Origin of the sequence: Mesorhizobium sp. B2-4-2 (assembly GCF_006442845.1) — a bacterium.
GTDB lineage: Bacteria > Pseudomonadota > Alphaproteobacteria > Rhizobiales > Rhizobiaceae > Mesorhizobium.
In genome coordinates this window covers 100296-123621 of the sequence record NZ_VFVM01000009.1, presented here as the reverse complement: position 1 = coordinate 123621, position 23326 = coordinate 100296, and the positions used below count along the sequence as shown (strand labels likewise).

Here is a 23326-nt window from a genome sequence, read left to right as displayed (position 1 = left end):
GCCCTGTCAATCGAGGTGATCGAGGAAAATGCGGGCAACATGCCCCAGTCGCGAGACTGTGATCGCTGAAGCGTATCGCGCCGAAACAGTAAAATGGCTGGACGGCCTATGCCGCGGCGAGTCCGGCTACTTCTGCTTCAGCCGGCGCGGAAAACGCAGCCATTTGTCGTCGACCGGCCTTGGCACCGGCCCCGGCTGTGCGAGAATGGTGGTGAGCTCGGGAGGCAGGCTCGGCACCAGCGGCTTCTTGGTGGCGACGCCGTCCGCGATCGCGACGATCGAGTGGTAGAACTCGGCGCCGGTGACCGATCGCGGCGCCACCGCTTCATGCATGACGCTGATCACCGTTACATCGGGGCAGTTGTCCTTGATCGCCTGGTGGAAGGCAACCTTGCCCTCCGGATCGAGTGCGCCGGTCGCCTCGTCCAGGAATAGTAGCCCGGGTTGATGGAGCACGATGCGGGCCACCACCAGCTTCTGTTTCTGACCGCCGGACAGGACCTGATCCCAGCTTTTGCCTTCGCGGCTTTCGTCGCCCATATTCTCGATGAAGTCGCCCAGACCCGCCTTGTGCAGCGCGGACGCGACCTGCGCGTCGCCATGGTCGTGCTCGGAGCCCGGCAGGCAGACCAGCTGCTTCAGGGTCACCTGCTGCAGCTTGACCTCCTGGGCTGCATAGAAACTCTTCACCCCTTCGGGGAAGACGATGGTGCCGCGGCCGTAGGGCCACAGGCCGTTGATGGCCTTGATCAGCGAGGTCTTGCCGCAGCCGGATTCGCCTTTCAGGAAGGTCCATTCGCCGCGCCGGAAGCGCAGGTTCGCCGCTACGAGGAAAGGCGTTGCGTCCTCACCCTGATGCGCCAGTTCGAGCTTCTGGATGGTCAAGCCAAAAACCGGGTTCTGGCTGGCGTAGCGGAAGTCGGAACGGCCGCTCTGGCTGTAGAATTCCTGGGGGTGCTGAACGTTCTCGATCGCATTGGCCAACTCGGTGACACGCTGGCTGTTGGCGCGCAGGGTGGCGATGGCGGGCATGACATGGATGAACCACGAACATTGGCCGATCAGCGAATTGACCAGTTCGGAGCCGGTTATGTAGCCCTTCAGGTCGAAGCCGTTGTGGATGAACGGCACAAGGCCCGGTCCATAGGCGACAATGCGGGCGCCGATGAAATTGTAGATCAGCTCGAACGACATGTAGACGGTGTTGACGATGTTGAGCCGCGTCCATGTGCCGTCAATATCGCCATAGAGGCGGCCATGCATGGTCCTCTGCACGCCTTCGCCGCGCGAGGCCGCGACATGGAAGCTGCGGCGCAGGAATGTCGTCAGCTCGCCACGGTAACTGCCTTCGGCCTGCTGCATCCTGACATTGAGACGCTCGAGCATGCCACCGAGCTTTACCGCGATCCAAGTGTTGAGCGGCACATAGATGGCGACGGCAAGGAGGGCGAGGATGGCGCTGCCATAGCTGCCGAGGAATTCGAGCCCCTTTACCTCGACGGAGGTCTCGAGCAGCTTCTGGCCGACGAAATAGAGCGAGGTGGCGACACCCAGCACACCCATGGCCAGCCCGATGGCGCCGCCCGTCATGTCCTTGATCGATTCCTGGACGCGCTGATCGATGTTGTCGGGGGCCGGCGCGCCATTGCCGGTCGAGGCATGCTGGGCGTGGAAATGGGTGTGGTTGCCGTCCAGCAGCGCCTCGTTGAAACGGCTGTCGAGCCAACCGCGCCATTTGCGGTGCAAGGTTGCCGAGACAAGATTGCGGATGCCCGTGAAGCCGGCGTCCTTGAGCACGACCAGCAGCACCAAAATACCGGCATTGGCCAAAAGCGTCTGGAGAGGGGTGGTGTTGGCGGCGTCGTGGAAGAAGGCGATCGAGTTGACCAGTTCTCCGGACGCTTCTGCGAACCAGACGCCGGCCTTGCTGGACAGAGCGGTGAGCAGCGCGATCACCAGCGTCAGCGTCCAGGCCTCCTTCCACCGGTCCGAGACCCAGTAGGCGCGCATCAGGCCCCAGAAGCTGCGCATCGAGGAAACCGGGGTCAGAAGCGACCGCCTTGCGGCATCGCTGTGTAGTCCATCTGTTCCTGACAGTTGCGGTGGTCTGTCGACCCGAATCACAATCCCGCCCAAACCTTTTTTGTATTGTTACGGATGGTAACACCAATTGATCATTTTCCATTATTTTTTATAGGGGGGCAGCGGGATTGAGGTGGATGCCGTGGCTGCAGGGCAACAGGTTCGGCTTCCCGAGCGTCGCGCCAAAGCCGACGAAAAGCCGGTTTAAGCTAGTGATGTCAGGTAATTACGCGGCATCAGAGCGCGACGTTTCTACCTTCCCCTAGGGAAGGCGTTCGCACGAATTTGTGACCCGCTTGGGCTGCCCGGCAAGCCGGCTTTTCATTGCAGGCTAATCAAAATTCCGGAAAACACGTCGCCCTGGACGCCTGATTCCTCGCCGGCATGTCCCCGCCGGAAGTCCGGAAATGACCTGAGACGCTGTGCAAGCCAGCGATCGACCGGACCGGCGGCATCAAGGCAGGCCGCGACGTCGGCAAAGCCAATGATCGCGGAACCCACGGGGGCCAGGCGTTGCCTCACGCCCGGGGAGGGCTGCTTGAAAATCCTGCGTTTAAGATCGGGTTCAGTCGACTTTTTCCAGTTCGCCACGCGCCTTGGCGGCGGCTACCTGGCGGATGGCGTCGGCGAGCGTGTCGACGTCCTGCGCGCCCATCACCGCATATTTGCCCTCCAGCAGGAAGCATGGCACGCCTGATATGCCCATGCGCGACGCGGTGGCGATCTCGGTGCGAACCGCCTCGACATCGGCATCGGTCGGCAAGAGCGTCTCGACAACGGATGCGTCCATTCCGGTCTCGCGCGCCGCCTCGACCAGCACGGCGTGATCGCCGATGTTGGCGCCTTCTTCGAAGTTCAGCTGGAACAGGCGGCGCACCAGCCGGTTCTGCACGTCTTCGCCAGCCGCACCGGCCCAGCGAATGACGCGATGGGCGTCAAGCGTGTTGGGCGCGACCTTGATGGCGCCGAAAGCGAAGGAAATGCCTTCGGCTTCACCGAGCGGCTCGATACGGGCGTGGATCTGGCGAATGTGTTCGTCGCTGCCGAACTTGGCCAGCATATACTCGCGGCGATCCTTGCCTTCCGGCGGAATGGTCGGATCGAGCTGGAACGGCCGCCAGCGTATATGCACATCCACCTCGCCGGCGGCGGCGACCGCCTTATCCAGCCGCTTCTGGCCGATGAAGCACCATGGGCACACGACGTCGGACACCACGTCTATGGTGATCGTATTCGCTTGGCTCATCTCGATCTCCTGAACGTTCGGGCGCCGTGCACTTACCGGGCTTCCACTCCTGGGCCTATGCTCAGTTCGGCTTTCGCCACCAGGTCGGCAACTGGTAACCGAATATGGGCGTCTTTTGCGGATGGTCCAGATAATTCCAGTAAGCAATCCATTGCTGCGTGTTGTGCTGCATCGGCACCATGTAGTTGCCGGAGATCAGCAACCGGTCGAGAACGCGCACGGCGGCGACGTAATCCTCCTTGGTGCGGGCGCGCAACATGGCCTCGATCGCAGCGTCCACCGCGGGATCGGCGACGCCGGCGAGGTTGAACGAACCTTCAGCCTTGGCGGCGGAGGATGACCAACGCCCGATCTGCTCGATGCCGGGCGAGAGCGAATTGTTGAAGCCGCTCGAGCCGATCAGCACCTCGAAATCGAAACGCTGCTTGCGCGACTGTATCTGGTCGCCGTCGAGGCTGCGGATGGAGACATCGATGCCGATCTTTTCCAGCGTGCGCTGGTAGATGCCGGCGAGACGCTCCTCGTCCTGCGAGGCGGTCAGGATCTCGAAGCCGAAGGGCTTGCCCTCGGGGTCGAGCATCGTGCCGCCCTGCAGGTGGTAGCCGATGCTTTTCAGGAGATCGAAAGCCGCTTTCAGCACCTTTCGGTCCTGGCCCGAGCCATCGGTCACCGGCGGCCGCCAGGTTCCGTCCATGACGTCGGCCGGCACGCGGCCGGGGTAGGGCGCCAGCAACGCTTTTTCCCTGTCGTCGGCCGGATGGCCGAGCGCCGAAAGCTCGGAATTCTGCCAGTAGCTCATCGTTCGCGCGTATTTGCCGCCAAACAGGTTCTTGTTGGCCCATTCGAAGTCGTAGAGCATGCCGAGCGCCTGACGCACCACGGGGTTCGAGAATTTCGGCAGCCTCGTGTTGAACAGGAAACCGGTCACGACGGGTGGAATACCGGTGTCGAAAGTTTCGGCAACCACCTCTCCCCTATGGAAAGCGGGAAAATCCAGATCGCGTTCGCGCTTCACCGGATCGCTGTCGTCGTCGATGGCGCAAAGGCCTTTCTTGAACGCCTCGAGCTTGGCATTGGCGTTGAGGAAATATTCGATGGTGATCTGGTCGTAATTGTCGAAGCCGCGCTTGGCCGGAATATCCTTGCCCCAATAGTCCGGGTTGCGCTTGAAAACGATGCGCTGGCCGGGCGTCACCTGTGCGATCCTGTAGGGGCCGCTGCCGATCAACGGCTTCAGCGTCGTCCTGTCGAAAGTCTCGATGTCGAAGGCGTGCTTGGGGATGATCGGCGTCAGCGCGATGATCAGCGGAAATTCGCGATCGGCCTTGTCGTTGAAGGTGAACCGCACGCTGTGGTCGCCGGTCTTCTCAAGCTTGGCAATCCTGGCCATGCGGTCGCTGTAGGGCGGACGGCCTTTCTGCGTATAGGCATCGTAGGTGAACAGCACGTCCTCCGGCGTCACCGGCTGGCCGTCCGACCATTTGGCATTCGGGTTGAGATGGAATTCGATGCTCTTGCGCTCGGAATCCATGTCGGCCGACTCGGCAAGCAAGCCATAGAGCGTGAAGGCCTCGTCGGCATTGCGCTGCATCAGCGGCTCGAAGACCAGATTGCCGAAGATCGTGTCCATCATGCCGCGCGCCGTGGTGCGCAGGCTCTTCAGGATGAAGGGGTTGAGATTGTCGAAACTGCCGACGACGCAATAGGTAATGCTGCCGCCCTTCGGCGCGTCGGGATTGACGTAGTCGAAATGCGCATAGTCGGGCGGCAGGGCCGGCTCACCCTGCATGGCAATTGCATATCTGGGTTCCGACGCCGCCGGCAGGGGCGAAAGGGCGAAAAATGATGTCGCGGTGATCAGCCAAACGAGAACGCGGCCCATGACCGTCTCCTTACCGGGTCGGCTTGATGATTCGGTGCGCACACTAGCATGGGGCACCGCCAATGTTCGTTGCCAAGAATCGCAGATTGCGGGCTGGATTCGGCACCGCTTGCAGTGTAACACGCCGTCCGAAGTCATTCTGTTGCCTCATTTCGGCAACAGGTAGCTGGACCACACGGCGCGAAGAAGCGGGTCCCCGGGATCATTTGAGAGGAAGTGCACGACATGACGAGCCTGAACAGCAATGCGTACCGCCTGTCGGTCATGGCCGCTGGCGTGATCGGCTTTCTGGGCGCGGCAATTCCCGTTGCTTCCGCACAGCAGCAACAACAGATCCCGCAGGGCTGGTTCAAGGCTTGCACAAAGCAGGAAGACGTCGACATCTGCAACGTGCAGAACATCACCACCGCCGGCAACGGCCAGTTGGTCACCGGCGTGAGCCTGATCGAGCTGAAAGGCAAGGTGAACCGCAAGGTCTTCCAGGTGACGGTTCCGACCGGTCGTCTGGTTGGTGCCGGCATTGGCCTCCAGATCGATACCGGCAAAACGCAGAAGCTTGAATATGTGGTCTGCTTCCCCGACCGCTGCGTGGCGGAAGTGCCGCTGACCGACCAGCTCGTCGCCTCCTTCAAGAAGGGCCAGGCGCTCACCTTGACCTCGATCAATTTCCAGAACCAGCCCAATCCGATCAAGGTCGCGCTGCAGGGCTTCAGCGGCGCCTATGACGGCCCGCCGCTGCAGCAGTCGGACATCGAGGACCGGCAGAAGAAGCTCCAGGATTTCGTCGCCAAGAACAACCAGGACTTCGCCAAGAAGCTCAAGGAAGAGCAGGACAAGGCGAAGACCGCGAACTGATCGGTTCGGGCATTCTCAAAGCCACAAAAAAGCGGGGTCATGCCCCGCTTTTTGCTTCTGCACCTGACTCACTGATCAGTGCCTGAGGTGATCAATGCCTGGACTGCCGTTTCGGTTCGTAGCGTCCGTCCGGCTTTTTGTCGAACATTTCCTTGATCTGCGGGTGGCGGACCGGTTCTCCCGATTGGTCCTCGAGCAGATTCTGCTCGGACACATAGGCGATGTACTCGGTTTCCGAATTCTCGGCGAGCAGATGGTAGAACGGCTGGTCCTTGCGCGGGCGCACGTCGACGGGGATCGCCTCGTACCATTCCTCCGTATTGGCGAATTGCGGATCGACATCGAAAATGATGCCCCGGAACGGAAACAGCCGATGGCGAACCACCTGTCCGATCGCGAATTTGGCTGTTCTCATCGTACTCACCACTGAATTCCTTAGCTTTATTTGGCGCAGACTCCGAATCAATTCAATCCCGAAGCTTTGAGCGTCCTCAAGCTGCGTGTGATACGGAGCAAAGATTGTGGGCGAGTTGCCGGCCATCGATGCCTGCCGGCAGCAAATGTGTTCGCAAGCTCACTGCTGGCGCGCTTGCTTTCCCAAGCCACCGCCAAGCGCCGCAAACCCGCTGCCGGGACGGAGCCCTTCGCGCATGAAGAAAGCGCGAAGCGGTGCAAAACCACCAAGCACGCCGAGCCCGGCACCGCGCGCCATCTGCGCCGGCAGCAGGTCGGAAAGCAGCGACATGTTCAGTAGATTGACCGCGCTGCTGCGCGCCAGAATATCGGGCCGGCGCTTGAAGTCATAGATGGCGAGGGCTTTCGCGGCCCCTGGGTCTTCATAATTTTCATTCGCGATTCCAATAAGATCGTCGATATCCCTGATGCCAAGATTGAGCCCTTGCGCGCCGATCGGCGGAAATACGTGGGCGGCTTCGCCGACAAGCGCCACCCGGTCGCGCGCAAAACGCAGCGGCGTCGCCGTTGCAAGCGGATAGACCTGCCGGCCTGGCTCGACCGTCACCCGGCCCAGCATGGACTGCATCCGCTGTTCGACCCGCAGCGACAACGTCGCATCGTCCAGCGCGGCAAGTTCCGTGGCGGTTTCCGGCTTGACCACCCAGACCAGGCTCGAGCGGTTGCCGGGCAGCGGAACCTGCGTGAACGGACCGGTTTCGGTATGGAACTCGGTCGAGGTGAAGGCATGATCGCGGCTGTGGGAGAAGTTGAGCACCAGCGCTGCCTGAGGATAAGTCCGCGCGGCGGTCGAGATTCCCGCCGCCTGGCGCGCCGGCGACAGGCGTCCGTCGGCGGCAACCGCCAGGGATGCTTCGATCACGCTGCCGTCGGCAAGGGCCGCGCGAGCCTTATCGGCGCCGAGATGCCAGGCATCGACCATGGATGTCAGCCACGCGATCCCGGAATGCGCGGCAACCCTGCCGGCGAGCGCGGGAATGAGGACGCTATTGGGCAGGTTGAGCCCGAACTGATCCTCGTCGATCTCGCTGGCGCGGAAGGTGACGACCGGACTGCGGATCAATCGGTTGGTCGCGTCGACGATGCGCATCACCTTGAGGGGCGCGGCCTGCGGCTTGATGTCGGCGAGGACGCCCAGCCGCTCAAGCACCTTCAAGGCAGGGTTCATCAGTGCCGTCGTGCGGCCATCGGGAGCGGATGCCTCCGGCCCGACGAGCGTCACCGGAAAGCCGGCATCGGCGAAACCGAGCGCGGCGATCAGCCCTGCCGGCCCCGTGCCGGCGATGAGTATCCGTGTTGTTTTCTGATGCTCCAAGATCGGCTTCCGGCTTGCGATGCGGGGCAGCGCACGCGCCCCGCCACTCGATGAGCATATAGGTCAGGTCATACGGCTTGATCAACGGGGCGATTCGGCCCATTCGAAGGTCATGACCGGCCGCCAGGACGACTTCAGCCATCTCGACAGCGCAGGCCGTGCGACGGCCGATATCGCACGCAACCCGCGTTTGACGGTGAACCTCGTTGTCGGCGCCGGCATCCTGCTTGCCTGGCTGTCCCTGGCCGCAATGGCGGTCCGCGCCGCGGAGGGACGCGCCGCGGGTATCGGCGCGCCCGGCGACGCCTTGTTGAAAACCCTGCCGCAGCTGCCGTTGCCCGATTCGCTGGCCCGGTTCTTCGCCCTCTGCCTCTCGGCCGCGCCCCTGGACGGAGATATCGGCCCGCGCGCCGGTGCGCTGACGGCAATGTGGTTCCTGATGGCGACCGCGACGATGCTGCCCTCGGCGGCGCCGATGATCCGAACCTATTGCGAGATCGCCGATACGGCCAGGATCAGGCATGAGCCGGTCGTCCATCCGCTGGTGCTGGTCGCCGGCTATCTCTCGACATGGCTGGCCGCGTCGGCTGGGTTTGCGGCGCTGACGCTCGCCATCGATGCGTTCGCCTCGTCAGGCCAGATGTTCGATCCGGTTCTGGGCATTGCCGGCGCTGTCGCCTTGCTGGTCGCCGGCCTCTACCAGTTCAGTGGCCTGAAGGAGGCCTGCCTGAAGAAATGCAGGAACCCCTTCGCGATCCTGTTTGCCAACTGGAGCGCGCGGCCTGCAGCCATTTTCCGGCTCGGCGTCGCGCAAGGCATCTGGTGCCTTGGCTGTTGCTGGGCACTGATGCTGGTGATGTTCGCCGTGGGCGTGATGAACGTCTTCTGGATGGCGCTGATCGGCCTGTTCACCCTGATCGAAAAACAAGCCGCGGGCAGGCTTCCAACCCGGCTGGCCGGTGCGATACTGCTTGTCTGGGCAGCCGCGCTGCTAGTAGTCTCGCTATGAGTGGGGGAAACTCGATGACGGATCCGAGCTGGGCAATGAAGGGGGAGCTCGTACTCTCCTGCAATTGCACGGTTTTTTGCCCTTGCGTGCTGTCGCTGGGCAGCCATCCTCCGACCGAAGGCTATTGCCAGACCTGGGCGGGTTTCCGTATCGATGCCGGTCATTTCGGAGAGGTCGACCTGTCAGGGCTTAATCTCGGGCTGATCATGGAAATCCCCGGCTATATGAGCCGCGGCAACTGGACCGCCGGCCTGTTCATCGACGTCAGAGCCTCGATCTATGCGGTCAAGGCGTTGACGAAGATTTTCACCGGCAAGGCGGGCGGGACGACGTCGCTGCTTTCGATCCTCGTCGGCAAATTCCTCGGTGTCGAACAAGTGCCGATTACCTATGAGACACGCGACAAGACGCGTATCTTCCAGATACCGAAGATCATCGATGGGGCGGTCACGCCAATTGCCGGCAAGGACCGCGACAAGGACACGGTGATCAGCAATTCCGAATATTGGATCGCGCCGGAGATCATCGTGGCCAAGTCCGACAAGAGCAAGATGCGAGCCTTTGGTCGCAACTGGAATTTCGGCGGCCGTTCAGCCGAAATCTGCAAGCTGGACTGGCAGGGCCCGTGAGCAAGAACACAACGGCCAGGAAAGCCGCCAAGAAAATCGCCGACCGGATTCCGCGGCCGAAGAAGAAAGTCACCTGGCCGCAGGCGCGCGCCTTTTCGGTGCATCTCCTGACCGCCTCGGGTTCGTTCCTGGCCTTCCTGTCGCTGGTGGCGGCGAGCGAGGAGCGCTGGACGGCCATGTTCTGGTGGCTGGGGCTGGCGCTGTTCGTCGACGGCATAGACGGGCCGATCGCGCGCAAGCTCGAGGTCAAGGAAATCCTGCCAACATGGTCGGGAGAGCTCCTCGACAACATCATCGACTATGTCACCTATGTGCTGATCCCGGCCTTCGCGCTCTATCAGCGCGGCTTCATGGGCGAGGGCCTGTCGTTCCTGTCGGCGGCCATCATCGTGGTGTCCAGCGCGATCTACTATGCAGACACCGGCATGAAGACGAAGGAGAATTTCTTCAAGGGATTCCCCGTTGTCTGGAACATGGTGGTGTTCACGCTCTTCGTCATCGAGCCGGGACAATGGGTCTCGTTCGCGGTGGTCGTGGTGGCGGGCATCCTGACATTCGTTCCGATCAACTTCATCCATCCGGTTAGGGTGGTGCGGCTGCGGCGCATCAATCTCGCAATGACTCTTTTGTGGTGCGCTTTCGGCGCGCTTGCGCTTGCGCAAGCGGCACTCGCCGCCTTCTATGACCAGATCGGCGTGCTGGGCGCGCAGGTCAGCACCTTCATAAAGATTGGCATTACCGTTACCGGGCTCTATCTCGCCTGTATCGGCGGCATCATGCAGTTCTTTCCAAATCTCGGTGCCAAAAAAGCCTGATCGGCAAATTTCTCAAGGAAGCCCACCATGCCCAAAGCAGTCCGCATCCACGCCCATGGCGGTCCGGAAGTCCTGACCTATGAGGACACCGATCCCGGCCAACCGGGATCAGGGCAGATCCTGGTCAGGCACACGGCAATCGGCCTCAATTTCATCGACGTCTATCATCGCTCCGGTCTCTATCCGCCGCCCGGCGGGTTTCCGCTTATTCCCGGCAGCGAGGCCGCCGGTTTGGTCCTGACTGTGGGCGAGGGCGTTGACTGGCTGAAGCCCGGCGACCGGATCGCCTATGCCGTCACCACAGGCGCCTATGCGCAGGAGCGCGTCATCGATGCCAGCAAGGTCGTCAAGGTGCCGGACGGCATCAGCGACGAGCAGGCGGCAGCAATGATGCTGAAAGGCATGACCGCCGAATATCTCTTGCGCCGGACCTTCAAGGTCAAGGCAGGCGACACCATCCTGTTCCATGCGGCAGCCGGCGGCGTCGGGCTCATTCTCGGCCAATGGGCGAAGCATCTGGGCGCGACCGTCATCGGCACGGCAAGTTCGAGCGACAAGATCGAACTCGCAAAGGCACACGGCTTCGACCATGTCATCAACTACAAGGAGCAGGATTTCGTTGCCGGCGTCGCGGCCATCACCGGCGGCAAAAAATGCGACGTCGTCTACGACTCCGTCGGCAACGACACATTCCCGGCCTCGCTCGACTGCCTGAAGCCGCTCGGCATGTTCGTCAGCTTCGGCCAGTCGTCGGGACCGATCCCGCCATTCTCGATGTCGCTGCTGGCGCAGAAAGGCTCCTTGTTCGCTACAAGGCCGACGTTGTTCGTCTACAATGCAAAACGCGAGGATCTGGACGCCTCGGCCGCGGCCTTGTTCGAAGTCGTGCTTAGCGGCGCCGTCGAGATCAAGATCAACCAGCGTTATGCACTCAAGGACGCGGGCAAAGCCCATGCGGATCTTGAAGGCCGCCGGACCACGGGCACGACCATACTGGTTCCCTGACGGGAACTGCCCTGGTTTTGAGCTCTCTGCCGCAGGTGCGGGCACGGTTTGCGCGAAAAGGCGGCCCGCCGCGTGGTTGCGCGAAGAAGACTGATCTTTGCCCTTGAGTTTCCGCTGAAATTCTTGAAGCTCTTTCAAGTCGAGTGCTGCTTTCGCATGAGAGCTGGCCGCGCATACGATGCTTGCGGGAACACAGAATATATCCGGGAACCCGGATGGGAGGCACTGTGAGTGCAAATCATAACGGAGCGAATCTGCTTGAGGTTCGCGGCCTGACCAAGATTTTCGGCACGCTGACGGCGTGCGATCATGTCGACCTCGACATAGCCAAGGGTGAGATCCACGCGCTGCTCGGCGAGAACGGCGCCGGCAAATCGACGCTGGTCAAGATGCTGTTCGGCTCGCTGGAGCCCAATTCCGGCGAAATATTCTGGAATGGCCAGGCCGTCAGAATTACCAGCCCGGGCGTCGCGAAAAAGCTCGGCATCGGCATGGTGTTCCAGCACTTCTCGCTGTTCGAGGCGCTGACGGCGGCCGAGAACATCGCGCTTTCCCTGGATGACGGCTCCCCGATCAGCAGCATCGCGGCCAAGGCGAGGGCGCTTTCCTACAGCTACGGCCTGCCGCTCGATCCTGAATCGCTGGTAGGGGACCTGTCGGTGGGCGAGCGCCAGCGCATCGAGATCATCCGCTGCCTGCTGCAGACGCCGCAACTCATCATCCTGGACGAGCCGACCTCGGTGCTGACGCCGCAGGAGGCCGACAAGCTGTTCGAGACGCTCGAACGTCTGCGCTCGGAAGGCAAATCGATCCTGTACATCTCGCACCGGCTGGAGGAGGTCAAACGCATCTGCGACCGCGCCACCGTGCTGCGGCACGGCAAGGTGGTCGGCCACTGCAATCCGCGCGAGGAGACCGCCGCGTCCTTGGCCCGCATGATGGTCGGCAACGAAGTGCAGGCCGTGGTGCGCGCGCCGGTCGCGGGCATCGAAACGGCACAGTCCCTGCTCGAAATCCGCGGCCTCAGCCGCAAGCCGGCGACGCCGTTTTCGATCCCGCTCAAGAATATCAATCTCACCGTCCGCGCCGGCGAGGTGATCGGCATCGCCGGTGTCGCGGGCAACGGCCAGGGCGAGTTCTTCGAATCCGTTTCCGGTGAAGTCCTGCAGCCGGATGCCGCCTCGGTGCGCATTCGCGGCAAGGATGCGGGCAGCCTCAGCATCACCGGGCGCCGGCTGCTGGGTGCAGCCTTCGTGCCGGAGGAGCGCCTCGGCCATGGTGCCGCCCCGCGCATGCGGCTTTCGGAAAACCTGCTCCTGTCGCGCCATGCCACCGACGGCAAGACCTTCGTCGGGACGGGCGGAATGGTCAAGAGCGGCACCGTCTATGCCGCCGCCCAGCGCATCATCGAGGCGATGGACGTGCGCAAGAGCGCGCCCGATCCGGAGGCGGCAGCGCTGTCCGGCGGCAATCTGCAGAAATTCATCGTCGGCCGCGAACTCGACCGCAGGCCTGACGTCATGGTGGTCAACCAGCCGACCTGGGGTGTCGATGCAGGCGCAGCCGCCCATATCCGCCAGGCACTCATCGAACTGTCCCGCAGCGGATCGGCGGTGTTGGTCATCAGCCAGGATCTCGACGAGCTGTTCGAGATATCGGATGCGATCGCGGTGATGCACAATGGCGAACTGTCCAGGCCGCTGGCGATCGCCGAGGCGACCTTCGAAAAAATCGGCCTGCTGATGGGCGGCGCCGAACCAGGCCACGCCGAACACACGCTGGAGACGGCATGATGCGCCTCGAACTCGTCAAACGGCCGCAGCGCTCGGCGCTGTTTTCCATGCTGTCGCCATTCATCGCCTTCGCGCTGACGATCATCGCGGGCGGCATCATGTTCGCGCTGCTCGGGGTCAATCCGTTCAGCGCGTTCAACATCTATTTCATCGAGCCGGTCAGCCAGGTCTGGCAGTTGCACGAGCTGGCGATCAAGGCGGCGCCGCTGATCCTGATCGCGGTCGGCCTGTCGGTCTGCTACAAGGCCAACATCTGGAACATCGGCGCCGAAGGCCAGTTCATCTTCGGCGCCATCTTCGGCTCGGCCGTTCCGGTGCTGTTTCCTGGGTTCGAGGGCCCATTGGTGCTGCCGCTGATGCTTCTGCTGGGCATGGTCGGCGGTGCCGCCTACGCGGCTATCCCCGCATTTCTGAAAACCCGCTTCAGCACCAACGAGATCCTGACCAGCCTGATGCTGGTTTACGTCGCACAGCTCTTCCTCGACTGGCTGGTGCGCGGACCCTGGCGCGACCCGCAGGGCCATGGCTTCCCGCAGACCATCCAATTCGGCGATTCCGCCATCCTGCCGGAACTGATGCCGGATGCCGGCCGCGCCAATTGGGGCTTCGTGTTCGCGCTGGTCGCGGCGGTGCTGGTGTGGCTGATGATGAGCCGCATGCTCAAGGGTTTCGAGGTTCGCGTGCTCGGCTCCAGCCCGAGGGCAGGGCGCTTCGCCGGCTTCGGCCTCAACCGCATGGTCTTCTTCGCCTTCCTGTTGTCGGGCGCCCTGGCCGGGCTTGCCGGGATATCGGAAGTTTCCGGCGCCATCGGGCAACTTCAGCCCGTCATTTCGCCCGGCTACGGCTTCACCGCCATCATCGTGGCGTTCCTTGGCCGGCTCAATCCCCTCGGCATCGTCGCGGCGGGCCTGGTGCTGGCCCTGACCTATCTCGGCGGCGAGGCGGTGCAAAGCGCGCTCGGCATCTCCGACAAGGTGGCGCGCGTGTTCCAGGGCATGCTGCTGTTCTTCGTGCTCGGCTGCGACACGCTCATCCATTACCGCATCCGGTTGATCGGTCTGGCGCTGACCAAATCGGAGAGTGCCGCGAAGCTCGAGGCCGCGCCAAAGTTGAAGGAAGCCCGCTGATGGACATCACCGTCAACATCCTCCTGACCATCGCCACGGCGGCGACGCCGCTGCTCATTGCGGCGATCGGGGAACTGGTGGTCGAACGCTCCGGCGTGCTCAACCTTGGCGTCGAAGGGATGATGATCATGGGCGCCGTCGGCGGTTTCGGCGCAGGCTATCTGACCGGCTCGCCCTGGATCGGGCTCTTGGCGGCCATCGCCATGGGCGCGCTGTTCTCGCTGCTGTTTGCCGTCATGACGCTGTCGCTGGCCACCAACCAGGTGGCGACCGGCCTGTCGCTGACACTGCTCGGCCTCGGCCTCTCCGGCATGATGGGAACCAGTTTCGTCGGCCAGCCCGGCGTCAGGTTGCCCAATCTCGATATTCCCGGGCTCAGCTCCATCCCGGTGGTGGGCAGACTGCTGTTCGGCCAGGATCCGCTGTTCTACATCTCGATAGCGCTGACGGCGGCGGTGATGTGGTTCCTGTTCCGGACGCGCACCGGGCTGACGCTGCGCTCGATCGGCGACAGCCACGCCTCGGCGCATGCGCTCGGCATCAGGGTCATCCGCTACCGCTATCTCTCGGTGATCTTCGGCGGCGCCTGCGCCGGTCTTGCCGGCGGCCATCTCTCGCTGGTCTACACCCCGCAATGGGTCGAGAACATGAGCGCGGGCCGCGGCTGGATCGCGCTTGCGTTGGTGGTGTTCGCGTCCTGGCGGCCGTGGCGGGTGCTGGCGGGCGCCTATATCTTCGGCGCGGTGTGGATCGGCCAGCTTCATGCACAGGCTTTTGGCATTCCAGTGCCTTCGCAACTGCTTTCTTCGTTGCCCTATCTGGCGACCGTCGTGGTTCTCGTTCTAATCTCGCGCAACAAGCGTCTGACGATGATGAACACACCGGCTTCCTTGGGGCAGCCATTCGTTCCGGATCGTTGACAACAATAACAAGACGGGAAGCTCCAAGGCTTAACTCAGAGAGGTAACACGATGAAAAAACTGCTTATTGCCCTGATGACGACGACAGCGGCATTTTCGCTGGTCGCGTCCGCGGAGGCCGCCGACAAGCTGAAGGCATGCTGGGTCTATACCGGCCCTATCGGCGACTTCGGCTATTCCTACCAGCACGACCAGGGCCGCCTCGAAGTCGAAAAGGCGCTCGGCGACAAGGTCGAGACCGCCTATCTTGAAAACGTCTCCGAAGGCCCCGATGCCGACCGTGCTTTCGAGCGGCTGGCGCGCGAAGGCTGCAAGATCATTTTCGGCACGTCCTTCGGCTTCATGGACGCCGAAGTGAAGGTCGCCAAGAAGTTCCCCAAGGTGATGTTCGAGCACGCCACCGGCTACAAGACGGCGGACAATCTCGGCATCTACAATGCGCGCTTCTATGAAGGCCGCTATGTGCTCGGTCAGATCGCGGCCAAGGAATCGAAGTCCGGCGTCGCCGGCTACATCGTCTCCTTCCCGATCCCGGAAGTGGTGATGGGCATCAACTCCTTCATGCTCGGCGCGCAGTCGATCAATCCGAATTTCAAGGCCAAGATCGTCTGGGTGAATTCCTGGTTCGATCCGGGCAAGGAAGCCGATGCGGCCAAGGCCCTGTTCGACCAGGGAGCCGATATCATCGTCCAGCACACGGATTCGACCGCGGCCCTGCAGGTGGCCGAGGAGCGCAAGCTGCACGGCTTCGGCCAGTCCTCCGACATGATCAAGTTCGCGCCGAACGCGCAGTTGACCTCGCTGACCGACGAATGGGGACCTTATTACACCAGCCGGGTTCAGGCAGCGATCGACGGCACCTGGAAGCCCGACAATGTCTGGCTCGGCATCAAGGACGGCGCGGTGAAGCTCGCGCCTTACACCAATATGCCCGACGACGTGAAGGCAATGGCCGAGGCGACCGAAAAGAAAATTGCCGGCGGCTGGAATCCCTTCACCGGACCGATCGCCAAGCAGGACGGCTCGCCATGGCTGAAGGACGGCGAGGTCGCCGATGACGGCACGCTGCTCGGCATGAATTTCTACGTCAAGGGCGTCGACGACAAGCTGCCGCAATAAGCTCTACGTACGTTCGTCAGGGAAGGGCGCCGCGCGGCGCCCTTTCTCATTCGGCGGCTTGCGCGGCCACCGAGACATGGCGAAACCGCACCAGGCCGGCGTCCACCACGAGACTGAGCCGAATCCTGAGCCAACGCTGCACCGGCCGCTCGAAATAGCGCCAGATCGCCCACGACACCAAAACCATGAGCGCCACGCAGGTCCACGCTGCAACCCATTTGCCGGCCAGCGGCGTCAAGGCGTTGATGAAGAGATAGCCGGCATTCTGGTGAAGAAGGTAAAGCGGGTAAGTCAGCCCGCCGAGAGCCAGCGTGAGCGGCGACGGTCTGATCCGGTCGCGCAGCAGGACAGCGCCGATCAGCGCCGCGTGCATCGCTAGGTTGGCGGCCACGAGATGGGCGGACGAGACCGCAATGCCATAATGCCCGATCATCCACTGTTGCGTCACCGATAGCGTATAGCTGGAGAGCACGAAGGCCGCCGCCAGCAACAGCAAGGCCGGCACTGAGCGACCATGCGCGTGGAGATGATGGACCAGCATGCCGGCGGCGAAGAACGGCCCGAACTCGGTGAGAAACAGAAGCCGCGCCGCGCCGCTGCCGAGCAAGAGTTCATTGACCGCCGAGATCGCCAGCCAGCCGAGGATCAGCCCCAATTTCCATCGCTGGAAAACGCCGGCAATCAGGGCCAGCGTCACCCAGCCGTAGAAAACCACTTCAAGCACGACCGACCAGTAGACGCCGTCCATGAAAGGTTGGCCGACGGCCGGCGCGAACATTGTGAGATTGGCGAGATACTGGCTGAAGGAGGCTGGGAGCAGCGGCGTGCCGGAAAAGGCGATAACCGCGAAGCTTATCGTCATGCAGAGCAGAAAGCCCGGATATAGACGCGCGAAACGCGCGACGGCGAATTCTTCCCAGCCGCCGCCTTCCGCCGACCATGCGATGACGAAACCGCTGATCAGAAAGAAAAGATTGACGCCGAGATAGCCGTACAGAGCGAGTGGAGCGGCATGAGGATAGCCCGTCGTGAGAAAGCCGTCGGCAGCCGCGCCGCGGAAGAAATAGTGAAACAGCACAACGGCCAGCGCCGCCGCCAGCCTCAACAGGTCCAGCGTCGCGATATAATCCTGGCGGACAGGTCTGGGGTCCATCCTGAGTTCCTGCGTTTACGGTCCGGAAACCATAAGGCAGGCGGCGGCCAAACAGGGTAAATGGCCGGAACTATCGCGAAATGTGGTAAATCGTGGTCCTCAGACGGCCGAACCGTAGAGATCATAGGCGTCGGCGCGATCGACCTTGACGGTGACAATGTCGCCGGCGCGCAGCGGGCGGCGCGACTGGATATGGACGGAGCCATCGATCTCAGGCGCATCGTATTTGGTGCGGCCCTTGGCCGATGTGCCATGCGCTTCGTCGATCAGCACCGGCAGGCGCTTGCCGACCTTCTTGGCCAATTGCGTCGCCGAGATCTTCTGCTGGCGCTGCATGAAGCGGTGCCAGCGCGCCTCCTTGATTTCCTGCGGCACCTGCTCAAGGCCGAGTTCGTTGGAGCGCGCGCCCCGTACAGGTTCATATTTGAAGCAGCCGGCGCGATCGATCTTCGCTTCGTCCAGCCAGTCGAGCAGCATCTCGAAATCCTCGTCGGTCTCGCCGGGAAAGCCGACGATGAAGGTCGAGCGGATGGCGAGGTCGGGACACACATCGCGCCAGCCGCGAATGCGCTCGAGCGTCTTTTCGCCATGTGCCGGTCGGCGCATGTTCTTCAACACCTGCGGCGACGCATGCTGGAAGGGGATGTCGAGGTAGGGAAGGATTTTTCCCTCGGCCATCAGCGGGATGACGTCGGCCACGTGCGGGTAGGGGTAGACATAGTGCATGCGCACCCAGATGCCGAGCTTGCCCAGTTCCTCGGATAGATCGAGGAATTTCGCCCGCACTTCACGATCACCGAACATGCTGGCCTGGTATTTGATGTCGATGCCGTAGGCGCTGGTGTCCTGCGAGATGACGAGGAGTTCCTTGACGCCGGCCTTGGCCAGTTTCTCGGCTTCACGCAGCACATCGGCCGCCGGCCGCGAGACAAGGTCGCCGCGCAGCGCCGGGATGATGCAGAAGGTGCAGCGATTGTTGCAGCCTTCCGAAATCTTGAGATAGGCATAGTGGCGCGGCGTGAGCTTGACGCCTTGAGGCGGCAGCAGATCGATATAGGGATCATGGCTCGGCGGCGCAGCCTCGTGCACGGCCGCCATGACGCTCTCATAGGCCTGCGGACCGGTGATGGCGAGAACGTTGGGATGCTTCTCGCGAATGACATCGGGCTCGGCGCCCAGGCAGCCGGTGACGATGACCCTGCCGTTCTCCGAAAGCGCCGAACCAATGGCGTTGAGCGATTCATCACGGGCGGAATCGAGGAAGCCGCAAGTGTTGACCACGACGAGATCGGCACCGTCATGCTTGCGCGCGATCTCATAGCCCTCGGCGCGCAGGCGCGTGATGATGCGTTCGGAATCCACCAGGGCTTTGGGGCATCCGAGACTGACGAAGCTGACGCGTGGGGCGGACATGGGCAAGGTTCCAATGGACATGAACCGGAAACGCTGATCCGGCTCGAAGTCTCGACATATAACGGTTTGCACGGCTCTGGCGGGAGCTCAATTCGGGCGGCGCAATAGCACGGCTCGCCCGAACAGGCAAACAGGCAAGCTCTGCGACATCGGCGATCTCGTTGTGCAGATCGAAGCGAAGAAGCCGAAAGCCGTTGGTTCGCGGCTCTTAAAGCGAATTGCCGGGTAATGGCAGCCAGTCAACGCGACTTTCAGCGCTATGATTAGGACTCACTAATATGCTATAGGCAGAATGGTGAGGGGCTAGTCCCATGAAACAGTTGCTAGGACATATTGCATTGGCGTGGCTTGTGCTGCCCGGCGATGCGGACGCACACGGTTGGTATACGGGCAAGACCGATCCCGTTCTTCACTATGACTGCTGCGGAAACAAGGATTGCCGCCCCATCGATTCCAACGATGTCAGGATGACCAAAGACGGCTATTTTGTCAGGCTGCACCCTACCTACTTGAATGAGCCACAAGAAGCAGAGTGGTTTATCCCGAGAGAACGTGTCCAGGCTGCGCCCGATGATCGATACCACATCTGCGAGCGTCTAATGACGTTTTATCGAACGATCATTCCCCATATGAAGTTTGATCCTTACCAGCGATATAGGTGGACGTGCTTCTTCGCGCCGATGGGCACCGGTTCAATTCCAATTAGAATGAACCACTATGCTGCAATTTCAAACTGACCAACATCGGCGGGCGCAAGGGCTCCAGCTCAGTGGCCGCTCGACCCGAACCACGGCGCCAGGAAAGCGAATTGGTCGGGAAACTGCTGCACGGCGCCGTCGAGAAGCATCTTCACGGCGACGTAAAGGATGATCAGCAGGCCGATATAGGCGATCCAGCGGTATTTGTGCAGCAGGCGCGCGACGAAGGACGCGGCGAAGCCCATCAGCGCAATCGACAGAGCGAGGCCGATGATCAGCACCGTCGGATGGTTCATGGCCGCACCCGCGACGGCCAGGACATTGTCGAGCGACATCGAGACGTCGGCAATGACGATCTGCCACGCGGCCTGCGAGAAGGTCTTGCGCGGCGACTTGCCGGCGATGGTCCCATCCTTGTCGAAATCGCCATTCGACAGCGCTTCGGTCGCGTCGCGCTCCTGCTCGTGGCTGACACCCAGCTCCCGCCACATCTTCCAGCATACCCAAAGCAGCAGCAGGCCGCCGGCGATGAGGAGCATGGGGCCAATTGTCAGCAGCCATTGCGTGATCAGGGCGAAGAAAATGCGAAGGACGGTGGCCGCGATGATGCCGACCAGAATGGCCCGTTTGCGCTGACTGGCCGGCAAGCCGGCCGCCGCAAGGCCGATGACGATGGCGTTGTCCCCAGCCAGCGCAAGATCGATCGCGATTACCTGAAAAAGGGCCGATAAGCCTGCGGCAGTAAATATTTCCATCGACCTGGAAGCCCTTGCCTGTTCGCCGAGTGTTCGTTGTCGATCGCCCAGCCCGCCCTAAAGGCATGGTTCCTTGCCGTCAAGACATCGCTTCGGGCAACGCCGCAAAACCGCTTTCGTTGCAGCGGCGCCATTGAGGGGATTCGACAATCGCGGCCGAGCGAGTCGAAACGGCAGTGAAAAACCTAATCGTAGAGATTGTATTTTGCCCAGTCGGTCTCTGGAATCTCGTCGCCGATGCGGTAGCGGAGCTGTAAGACCTCCATATGGTCCGGCGCCGTCTCGCACTTGAATTTCAGCCGGTACCATTGCCCCTTGCTGCGGAAGGCGGCTCCTGGGCTCTTAATGGCGTCGTCGCTCATGACCGGCGTGGCAAAGGCGTAAGCGACCACCCGATCCGCCTTGTACTTGCGGTCGTCATGGGTGATCCGGTCGAGGACTTCAGCATCACAGCGCTGTTCGAGGCGGGTTTGCGGGTCGAGTTTCAGGAGGCCTGCGCGCAAGGCGCTGTCCATGGCGTTGGCCGGAAAAGCCAGGGTCAAGAACGCCATGACCGTCGTGCAGAGTGTCTTCATGGGCGGGACAAGCAGCATATTTTGTCTGAAAAATCAACCAAAGGGCCGGGCGTTGTCCCGCGCTCAGCCACTCGGCGCGTTCAAAATCCCGTGTCGGGATTCATCGTGCGACGGCTGCGGCCAACGCATCAGCGAGGCACGGCCGGCGTCGGTCAGATCGTAGACGCCGCGGTCGACGCGCGCGAACCAGCCATAGACATTGTGCAGCAGGATTTTCGGCGCAAGCGGCGTCAGCGCCTTGAGATCGCGCGGGCGCTTGGGCCCGTCGGCCAATGCCGCGGCGCAGGCGAGGGCGCTTTGGCGGTATGCTGTCATGATGGGATTGCGCGATCCCCCGCCCGCGACCGGATCGCCGCGGCGCCGGCGATGTTCGTCGACCAGCCGCGAGCGGCGCCGTGGGTTCTTGCGCGGCGTGACGGTGACCGGGCTCAGAAGCACCTCGACCCGGTCGCTCGCTGTTACGCCGAGCAGGCCGAAGCCAAGCCGGCGGCAAAGATTGCGGAACCGGGCGTCGCTCTCGCGTCCCTTGCCCCTGGCCGACATGCGCGCGGCCAGCCACACCTCGTCGCAGGCGGTCGCGCGGTCGACGCCTTGCAGCACCAGTTCGAGATTGAACGCCAGCTTCAACTCGCAAATGACGACGACGGGCGGCTCCCCCTCACGCAGCGCGACAATGTCGCAGCCGCCGATCTCGCCCTTAACGGCAAAATCCAGGCTTTCGAGAAACCGCTTCACCGGCGCGTAGAGTGAGGTTTCGTTCATAGGCCCAAGGCTTAGCCGATTCGGCACGAAAAGCCTCGGGAGCAGGCCTACATGCCTTTCCGGGGTTCGCCGAACCATCGTGATGCGGCTTGAGCGGCTTCCTCCGGGTTGGGGTCATCCCCAGCGGCCCAGGCCACGAAGCCATCGGGGCGCACGAGCACGGCGCTCAGGCCCAGTTGATCCCTGGCCTTACCGGCGACGTAGGTGATCCGGTCGCCCCAGCGGCCTGCAAGCGCTTCAAGCGATGGGCGAGCGTCAAAGTCAAGGAACAGGCCCTTGCCCGGGCTGAGGAGCCCGCCGATTTTTCTTCCTTGGATCAGCTCGAAATCGGGAACACTGCGCCCGACCAGCCGGTGGCCGCTGCCAGGATCGTAGCGAAGAGAAATACCCCATACCCGTTCGGCGAAGTATGTCGCGCCGTCGCGCGTGTCGATCAGGTCACGGATGATGGTTTCGAGCGCGCGCGTTGCCGGGCTTGGCCGCATGAGCGCGACCTGGGCGCGCGACCAGTCGAGGATTTGCGCCCCGACCGGATGGCGTTCGCTGACATAGCTGTCGAGCAGACCGTCCGGCGCGTCGCCGCGGATGGTGGCGGCCAGCTTCCAGCCAAGGTTCATCGCGTCGCCGAGCCCGAGGTTGAGACCCTGGCCGCCCAAGGGAGAATGGATATGCGCGGCGTCGCCGGCAAGCAGCACTCGTCCCTTGCGGTAGGTCGTTGCCTGGTGGGCGCGATCCGTCCAGGTGGCGGCGAGTTTGAGGGCCGTCAGCGTGAGGTCCGCGCCGGATACTCGGCGCAAAACCGCCTGCACGTGGTCGCAGGTGATTGGCTGGGTTCGGTGGAAAGCCCCACCATCGAACTCGACCATCGCGACAGTACCGGGTCTTTGATAAGTGTACATGCCGGTCGGCGTGTAGTGGCGGCCGGGCGTGAGCCTGTCCGGGTCGGCCATTTCGATCTGAACGGAATAGCCTGTGAATTCCGGATCGGTACCGACGAACGCGAAGTCGCCGGCCTTGCGCACCGTGCTGCGCCCGCCGTCACAGCCGACGAGCCAAAATCCCCGAAAAATCTCACCGCCGGCGCGAACGGTCACGCCTTCATGCGTCTGATCGAAATCCTCGACACCGAAGCCGCGCCTGATCTCGACTCCCATTGCGATTGCGCGCGCGGCCAAGACTGATTCGAGATGCGCCATCTCGACTGCGATTGCGGCGGTGGCCGAACCTGGGAGCCGGTAGGGCCATTTCGCGGCGTCGATGGCATCGTGGAAGAACTGGATACCTGCGAAATGGCCACCCGGACGGCGCGGTTGATTCAGCCAGTGCGCACCAGTCGCAGCGCCACCGTTGCCCGTCCCATCCCTCGCACTTTGTGGAGCGGCGATGTCGTCCCGCAGACCGCGACGGTAGAGGGCTTCGATGGTGGGCACCGAGAGGCCGCGCAGCCCGAACGGAAGCTGCTTCAACGGGGAGTGCGGGTCTTCGGCTTGCTCCAGCACCAGCACCGAGAGGCCGGCGACGCGCAACTCACAAGCGAGGAACAGGCCGACAGGGCCTGCACCAGCGATTATTACGTCATGGGAATCGAGATGGCGGTTGTGCATGAACTGCTCCTTTGTCGATGTTCGACCGGAGCATTCCTCGGATTTGAGAACACGGACGAACGATTGGACGCGAGAGAAGCGTCCGATGTTCGTCG

Annotated in this window: 22 protein-coding genes; 10 read left to right on the top strand and 12 right to left on the bottom strand. The window is 62.4% G+C overall.

Going from position 1 to position 23326, the window contains the following annotated elements:
• Nucleotides 1-126: 126 nt before the first annotated feature.
• The 4 genes from FJ942_RS20450 to FJ942_RS20435 form a co-directional block, all read right to left on the bottom strand.
• Nucleotides 127-2031 (bottom strand): ABC transporter ATP-binding protein/permease, encoded by a 1905-nt coding sequence (locus FJ942_RS20450; protein WP_181168624.1) that lies wholly within the window; start codon nt 2029-2031, stop codon nt 127-129.
• A 372-nt stretch (nt 2032-2403) separates the two neighbouring features.
• Nucleotides 2404-2583 (bottom strand): hypothetical protein, encoded by a 180-nt coding sequence (locus FJ942_RS28695; protein WP_140561208.1) that lies wholly within the window; start codon nt 2581-2583, stop codon nt 2404-2406.
• Nucleotides 2584-2647: 64 nt separating this feature from the next.
• A complete protein-coding gene (locus FJ942_RS20440) occupies nt 2648-3328 on the bottom strand; it encodes a DsbA family protein (RefSeq protein WP_140498610.1) in 681 nt (226 codons plus the stop codon).
• A 61-nt stretch (nt 3329-3389) separates the two neighbouring features.
• On the bottom strand, nt 3390-5210 hold the full coding sequence (locus FJ942_RS20435; protein ID WP_140515397.1) for an extracellular solute-binding protein: 1821 nt from the start codon (nt 5208-5210) through the stop codon (nt 3390-3392).
• A 225-nt stretch (nt 5211-5435) separates the two neighbouring features.
• Here FJ942_RS20435 and FJ942_RS20430 point away from each other — a divergent pair, with 225 nt between their 5' ends.
• Nucleotides 5436-6065, top strand: a complete 630-nt coding sequence (locus FJ942_RS20430) for an invasion associated locus B family protein (protein ID WP_140498608.1) — start codon at nt 5436-5438, stop codon at nt 6063-6065.
• Between the two features lie 91 nt (nt 6066-6156).
• Here FJ942_RS20430 and hspQ read toward each other — a convergent pair whose 3' ends face one another.
• Nucleotides 6157-6480, bottom strand: a complete 324-nt coding sequence (hspQ, locus tag FJ942_RS20425) for a heat shock protein HspQ (protein WP_181165343.1) — start codon at nt 6478-6480, stop codon at nt 6157-6159.
• A 159-nt stretch (nt 6481-6639) separates the two neighbouring features.
• Entirely contained in the window at nt 6640-7854 is a 1215-nt protein-coding gene (locus FJ942_RS20420; RefSeq protein WP_140564549.1) for a UbiH/UbiF family hydroxylase, read from the bottom strand.
• Nucleotides 7855-7966: 112 nt separating this feature from the next.
• Between FJ942_RS20420 and FJ942_RS20415 the strand changes: the two genes are divergently transcribed.
• From FJ942_RS20415 to FJ942_RS20380, 8 genes are all read left to right on the top strand, one after another.
• Complete coding sequence (locus FJ942_RS20415) at nt 7967-8863, top strand: DUF2182 domain-containing protein (RefSeq protein ID WP_181168421.1); 897 nt, start codon at nt 7967-7969, stop codon at nt 8861-8863.
• A gap of 14 nt (nt 8864-8877) precedes the next feature.
• A complete protein-coding gene (locus tag FJ942_RS20410; RefSeq protein WP_140515399.1) occupies nt 8878-9492 on the top strand; it encodes a DUF1326 domain-containing protein in 615 nt (204 codons plus the stop codon).
• The gene (gene pcsA / locus FJ942_RS20405; RefSeq protein ID WP_140498605.1) at nt 9489-10307 is read left to right on the top strand and encodes a phosphatidylcholine synthase; all 819 of its coding nucleotides are present in this window, start codon (nt 9489-9491) and stop codon (nt 10305-10307) included. The genes FJ942_RS20410 and pcsA overlap by 4 nt, the downstream gene beginning before the upstream one ends.
• 27 nt (nt 10308-10334) lie before the next feature.
• Nucleotides 10335-11312, top strand: a complete 978-nt coding sequence (locus FJ942_RS20400; RefSeq protein ID WP_140557210.1) for a quinone oxidoreductase — start codon at nt 10335-10337, stop codon at nt 11310-11312.
• 215 nt (nt 11313-11527) lie between these two features.
• Entirely contained in the window at nt 11528-13105 is a 1578-nt protein-coding gene (locus FJ942_RS20395; protein ID WP_181165345.1) for an ABC transporter ATP-binding protein, read from the top strand.
• Nucleotides 13102-14232, top strand: coding sequence for an ABC transporter permease (locus tag FJ942_RS20390; protein WP_140498602.1), 1131 nt, complete (start codon nt 13102-13104; stop codon nt 14230-14232). The genes FJ942_RS20395 and FJ942_RS20390 overlap by 4 nt, the downstream gene beginning before the upstream one ends.
• On the top strand, nt 14232-15152 hold the full coding sequence (locus FJ942_RS20385; protein WP_140498601.1) for an ABC transporter permease: 921 nt from the start codon (nt 14232-14234) through the stop codon (nt 15150-15152). Before FJ942_RS20390 ends, FJ942_RS20385 begins: the two co-directional genes overlap by 1 nt.
• 51 nt (nt 15153-15203) lie before the next feature.
• On the top strand, nt 15204-16271 hold the full coding sequence (locus tag FJ942_RS20380) for a BMP family ABC transporter substrate-binding protein (protein WP_140686426.1): 1068 nt from the start codon (nt 15204-15206) through the stop codon (nt 16269-16271).
• 46 nt (nt 16272-16317) lie between these two features.
• On the opposite strand, the gene FJ942_RS20375 is transcribed toward FJ942_RS20380, so the two are convergent.
• Nucleotides 16318-17424, bottom strand: a complete 1107-nt coding sequence (locus FJ942_RS20375; RefSeq protein WP_140818720.1) for an acyltransferase — start codon at nt 17422-17424, stop codon at nt 16318-16320.
• A gap of 99 nt (nt 17425-17523) precedes the next feature.
• Nucleotides 17524-18837 (bottom strand): 30S ribosomal protein S12 methylthiotransferase RimO, encoded by a 1314-nt coding sequence (gene rimO / locus FJ942_RS20370; protein ID WP_140498598.1) that lies wholly within the window; start codon nt 18835-18837, stop codon nt 17524-17526.
• Nucleotides 18838-19148: 311 nt separating this feature from the next.
• On the opposite strand from rimO, the gene FJ942_RS20365 reads away from it, so the two are divergent.
• A complete protein-coding gene (locus FJ942_RS20365; RefSeq protein ID WP_140498597.1) occupies nt 19149-19574 on the top strand; it encodes a hypothetical protein in 426 nt (141 codons plus the stop codon).
• Nucleotides 19575-19603: 29 nt separating this feature from the next.
• On the opposite strand, the gene FJ942_RS20360 is transcribed toward FJ942_RS20365, so the two are convergent.
• The 4 genes from FJ942_RS20360 to FJ942_RS20345 all read right to left on the bottom strand — a co-directional run bounded on the left by FJ942_RS20360 (nt 19604) and on the right by FJ942_RS20345 (nt 23231).
• Nucleotides 19604-20290 (bottom strand): TerC family protein, encoded by a 687-nt coding sequence (locus FJ942_RS20360; protein ID WP_140498596.1) that lies wholly within the window; start codon nt 20288-20290, stop codon nt 19604-19606.
• A gap of 185 nt (nt 20291-20475) precedes the next feature.
• Nucleotides 20476-20883: a DUF930 domain-containing protein gene (locus tag FJ942_RS20355; protein WP_140498595.1), complete on the bottom strand. Its 408-nt coding sequence runs from the start codon at nt 20881-20883 to the stop codon at nt 20476-20478.
• A gap of 45 nt (nt 20884-20928) precedes the next feature.
• Nucleotides 20929-21627: a DUF2161 family putative PD-(D/E)XK-type phosphodiesterase gene (locus FJ942_RS20350; RefSeq protein WP_140557216.1), complete on the bottom strand. Its 699-nt coding sequence runs from the start codon at nt 21625-21627 to the stop codon at nt 20929-20931.
• A gap of 47 nt (nt 21628-21674) precedes the next feature.
• Nucleotides 21675-23231, bottom strand: a complete 1557-nt coding sequence (locus tag FJ942_RS20345; RefSeq protein ID WP_140898772.1) for an FAD-dependent monooxygenase — start codon at nt 23229-23231, stop codon at nt 21675-21677.
• Nucleotides 23232-23326 lie beyond the last annotated feature (95 nt).

What these genes read in the sequence shown, in the direction of transcription:
- FJ942_RS20365 (WP_140498597.1), top strand. Translation starts at nt 19,149, where the DNA reads ATGAAACAGTTGCTAGGACATATTGCATTGGCGTGGCTTGTGCTGCCC.
- FJ942_RS20390 (WP_140498602.1), top strand. Translation starts at nt 13,102, where the DNA reads ATGATGCGCCTCGAACTCGTCAAACGGCCGCAGCGCTCGGCGCTGTTT.
- FJ942_RS20400 (WP_140557210.1), top strand. Translation starts at nt 10,335, where the DNA reads ATGCCCAAAGCAGTCCGCATCCACGCCCATGGCGGTCCGGAAGTCCTG.
- rimO (WP_140498598.1), bottom strand. Translation starts at nt 18,837, where the DNA reads ATGTCCGCCCCACGCGTCAGCTTCGTCAGTCTCGGATGCCCCAAAGCC.
- FJ942_RS20345 (WP_140898772.1), bottom strand. Translation starts at nt 23,231, where the DNA reads ATGCACAACCGCCATCTCGATTCCCATGACGTAATAATCGCTGGTGCA.
- FJ942_RS20375 (WP_140818720.1), bottom strand. Translation starts at nt 17,424, where the DNA reads ATGGACCCCAGACCTGTCCGCCAGGATTATATCGCGACGCTGGACCTG.
- FJ942_RS20355 (WP_140498595.1), bottom strand. Translation starts at nt 20,883, where the DNA reads ATGCTGCTTGTCCCGCCCATGAAGACACTCTGCACGACGGTCATGGCG.
- FJ942_RS20395 (WP_181165345.1), top strand. Translation starts at nt 11,528, where the DNA reads ATGGGAGGCACTGTGAGTGCAAATCATAACGGAGCGAATCTGCTTGAG.
- FJ942_RS20415 (WP_181168421.1), top strand. Translation starts at nt 7,967, where the DNA reads ATGACCGGCCGCCAGGACGACTTCAGCCATCTCGACAGCGCAGGCCGT.
- FJ942_RS20380 (WP_140686426.1), top strand. Translation starts at nt 15,204, where the DNA reads ATGAAAAAACTGCTTATTGCCCTGATGACGACGACAGCGGCATTTTCG.
- FJ942_RS20440 (WP_140498610.1), bottom strand. Translation starts at nt 3,328, where the DNA reads ATGAGCCAAGCGAATACGATCACCATAGACGTGGTGTCCGACGTCGTG.
- FJ942_RS20450 (WP_181168624.1), bottom strand. Translation starts at nt 2,031, where the DNA reads ATGCGCAGCTTCTGGGGCCTGATGCGCGCCTACTGGGTCTCGGACCGG.
- FJ942_RS20360 (WP_140498596.1), bottom strand. Translation starts at nt 20,290, where the DNA reads ATGGAAATATTTACTGCCGCAGGCTTATCGGCCCTTTTTCAGGTAATC.
- hspQ (WP_181165343.1), bottom strand. Translation starts at nt 6,480, where the DNA reads ATGAGAACAGCCAAATTCGCGATCGGACAGGTGGTTCGCCATCGGCTG.
- FJ942_RS20350 (WP_140557216.1), bottom strand. Translation starts at nt 21,627, where the DNA reads ATGAACGAAACCTCACTCTACGCGCCGGTGAAGCGGTTTCTCGAAAGC.
- FJ942_RS20410 (WP_140515399.1), top strand. Translation starts at nt 8,878, where the DNA reads ATGACGGATCCGAGCTGGGCAATGAAGGGGGAGCTCGTACTCTCCTGC.
- FJ942_RS20430 (WP_140498608.1), top strand. Translation starts at nt 5,436, where the DNA reads ATGACGAGCCTGAACAGCAATGCGTACCGCCTGTCGGTCATGGCCGCT.
- FJ942_RS20385 (WP_140498601.1), top strand. Translation starts at nt 14,232, where the DNA reads ATGGACATCACCGTCAACATCCTCCTGACCATCGCCACGGCGGCGACG.
- FJ942_RS20435 (WP_140515397.1), bottom strand. Translation starts at nt 5,210, where the DNA reads ATGGGCCGCGTTCTCGTTTGGCTGATCACCGCGACATCATTTTTCGCC.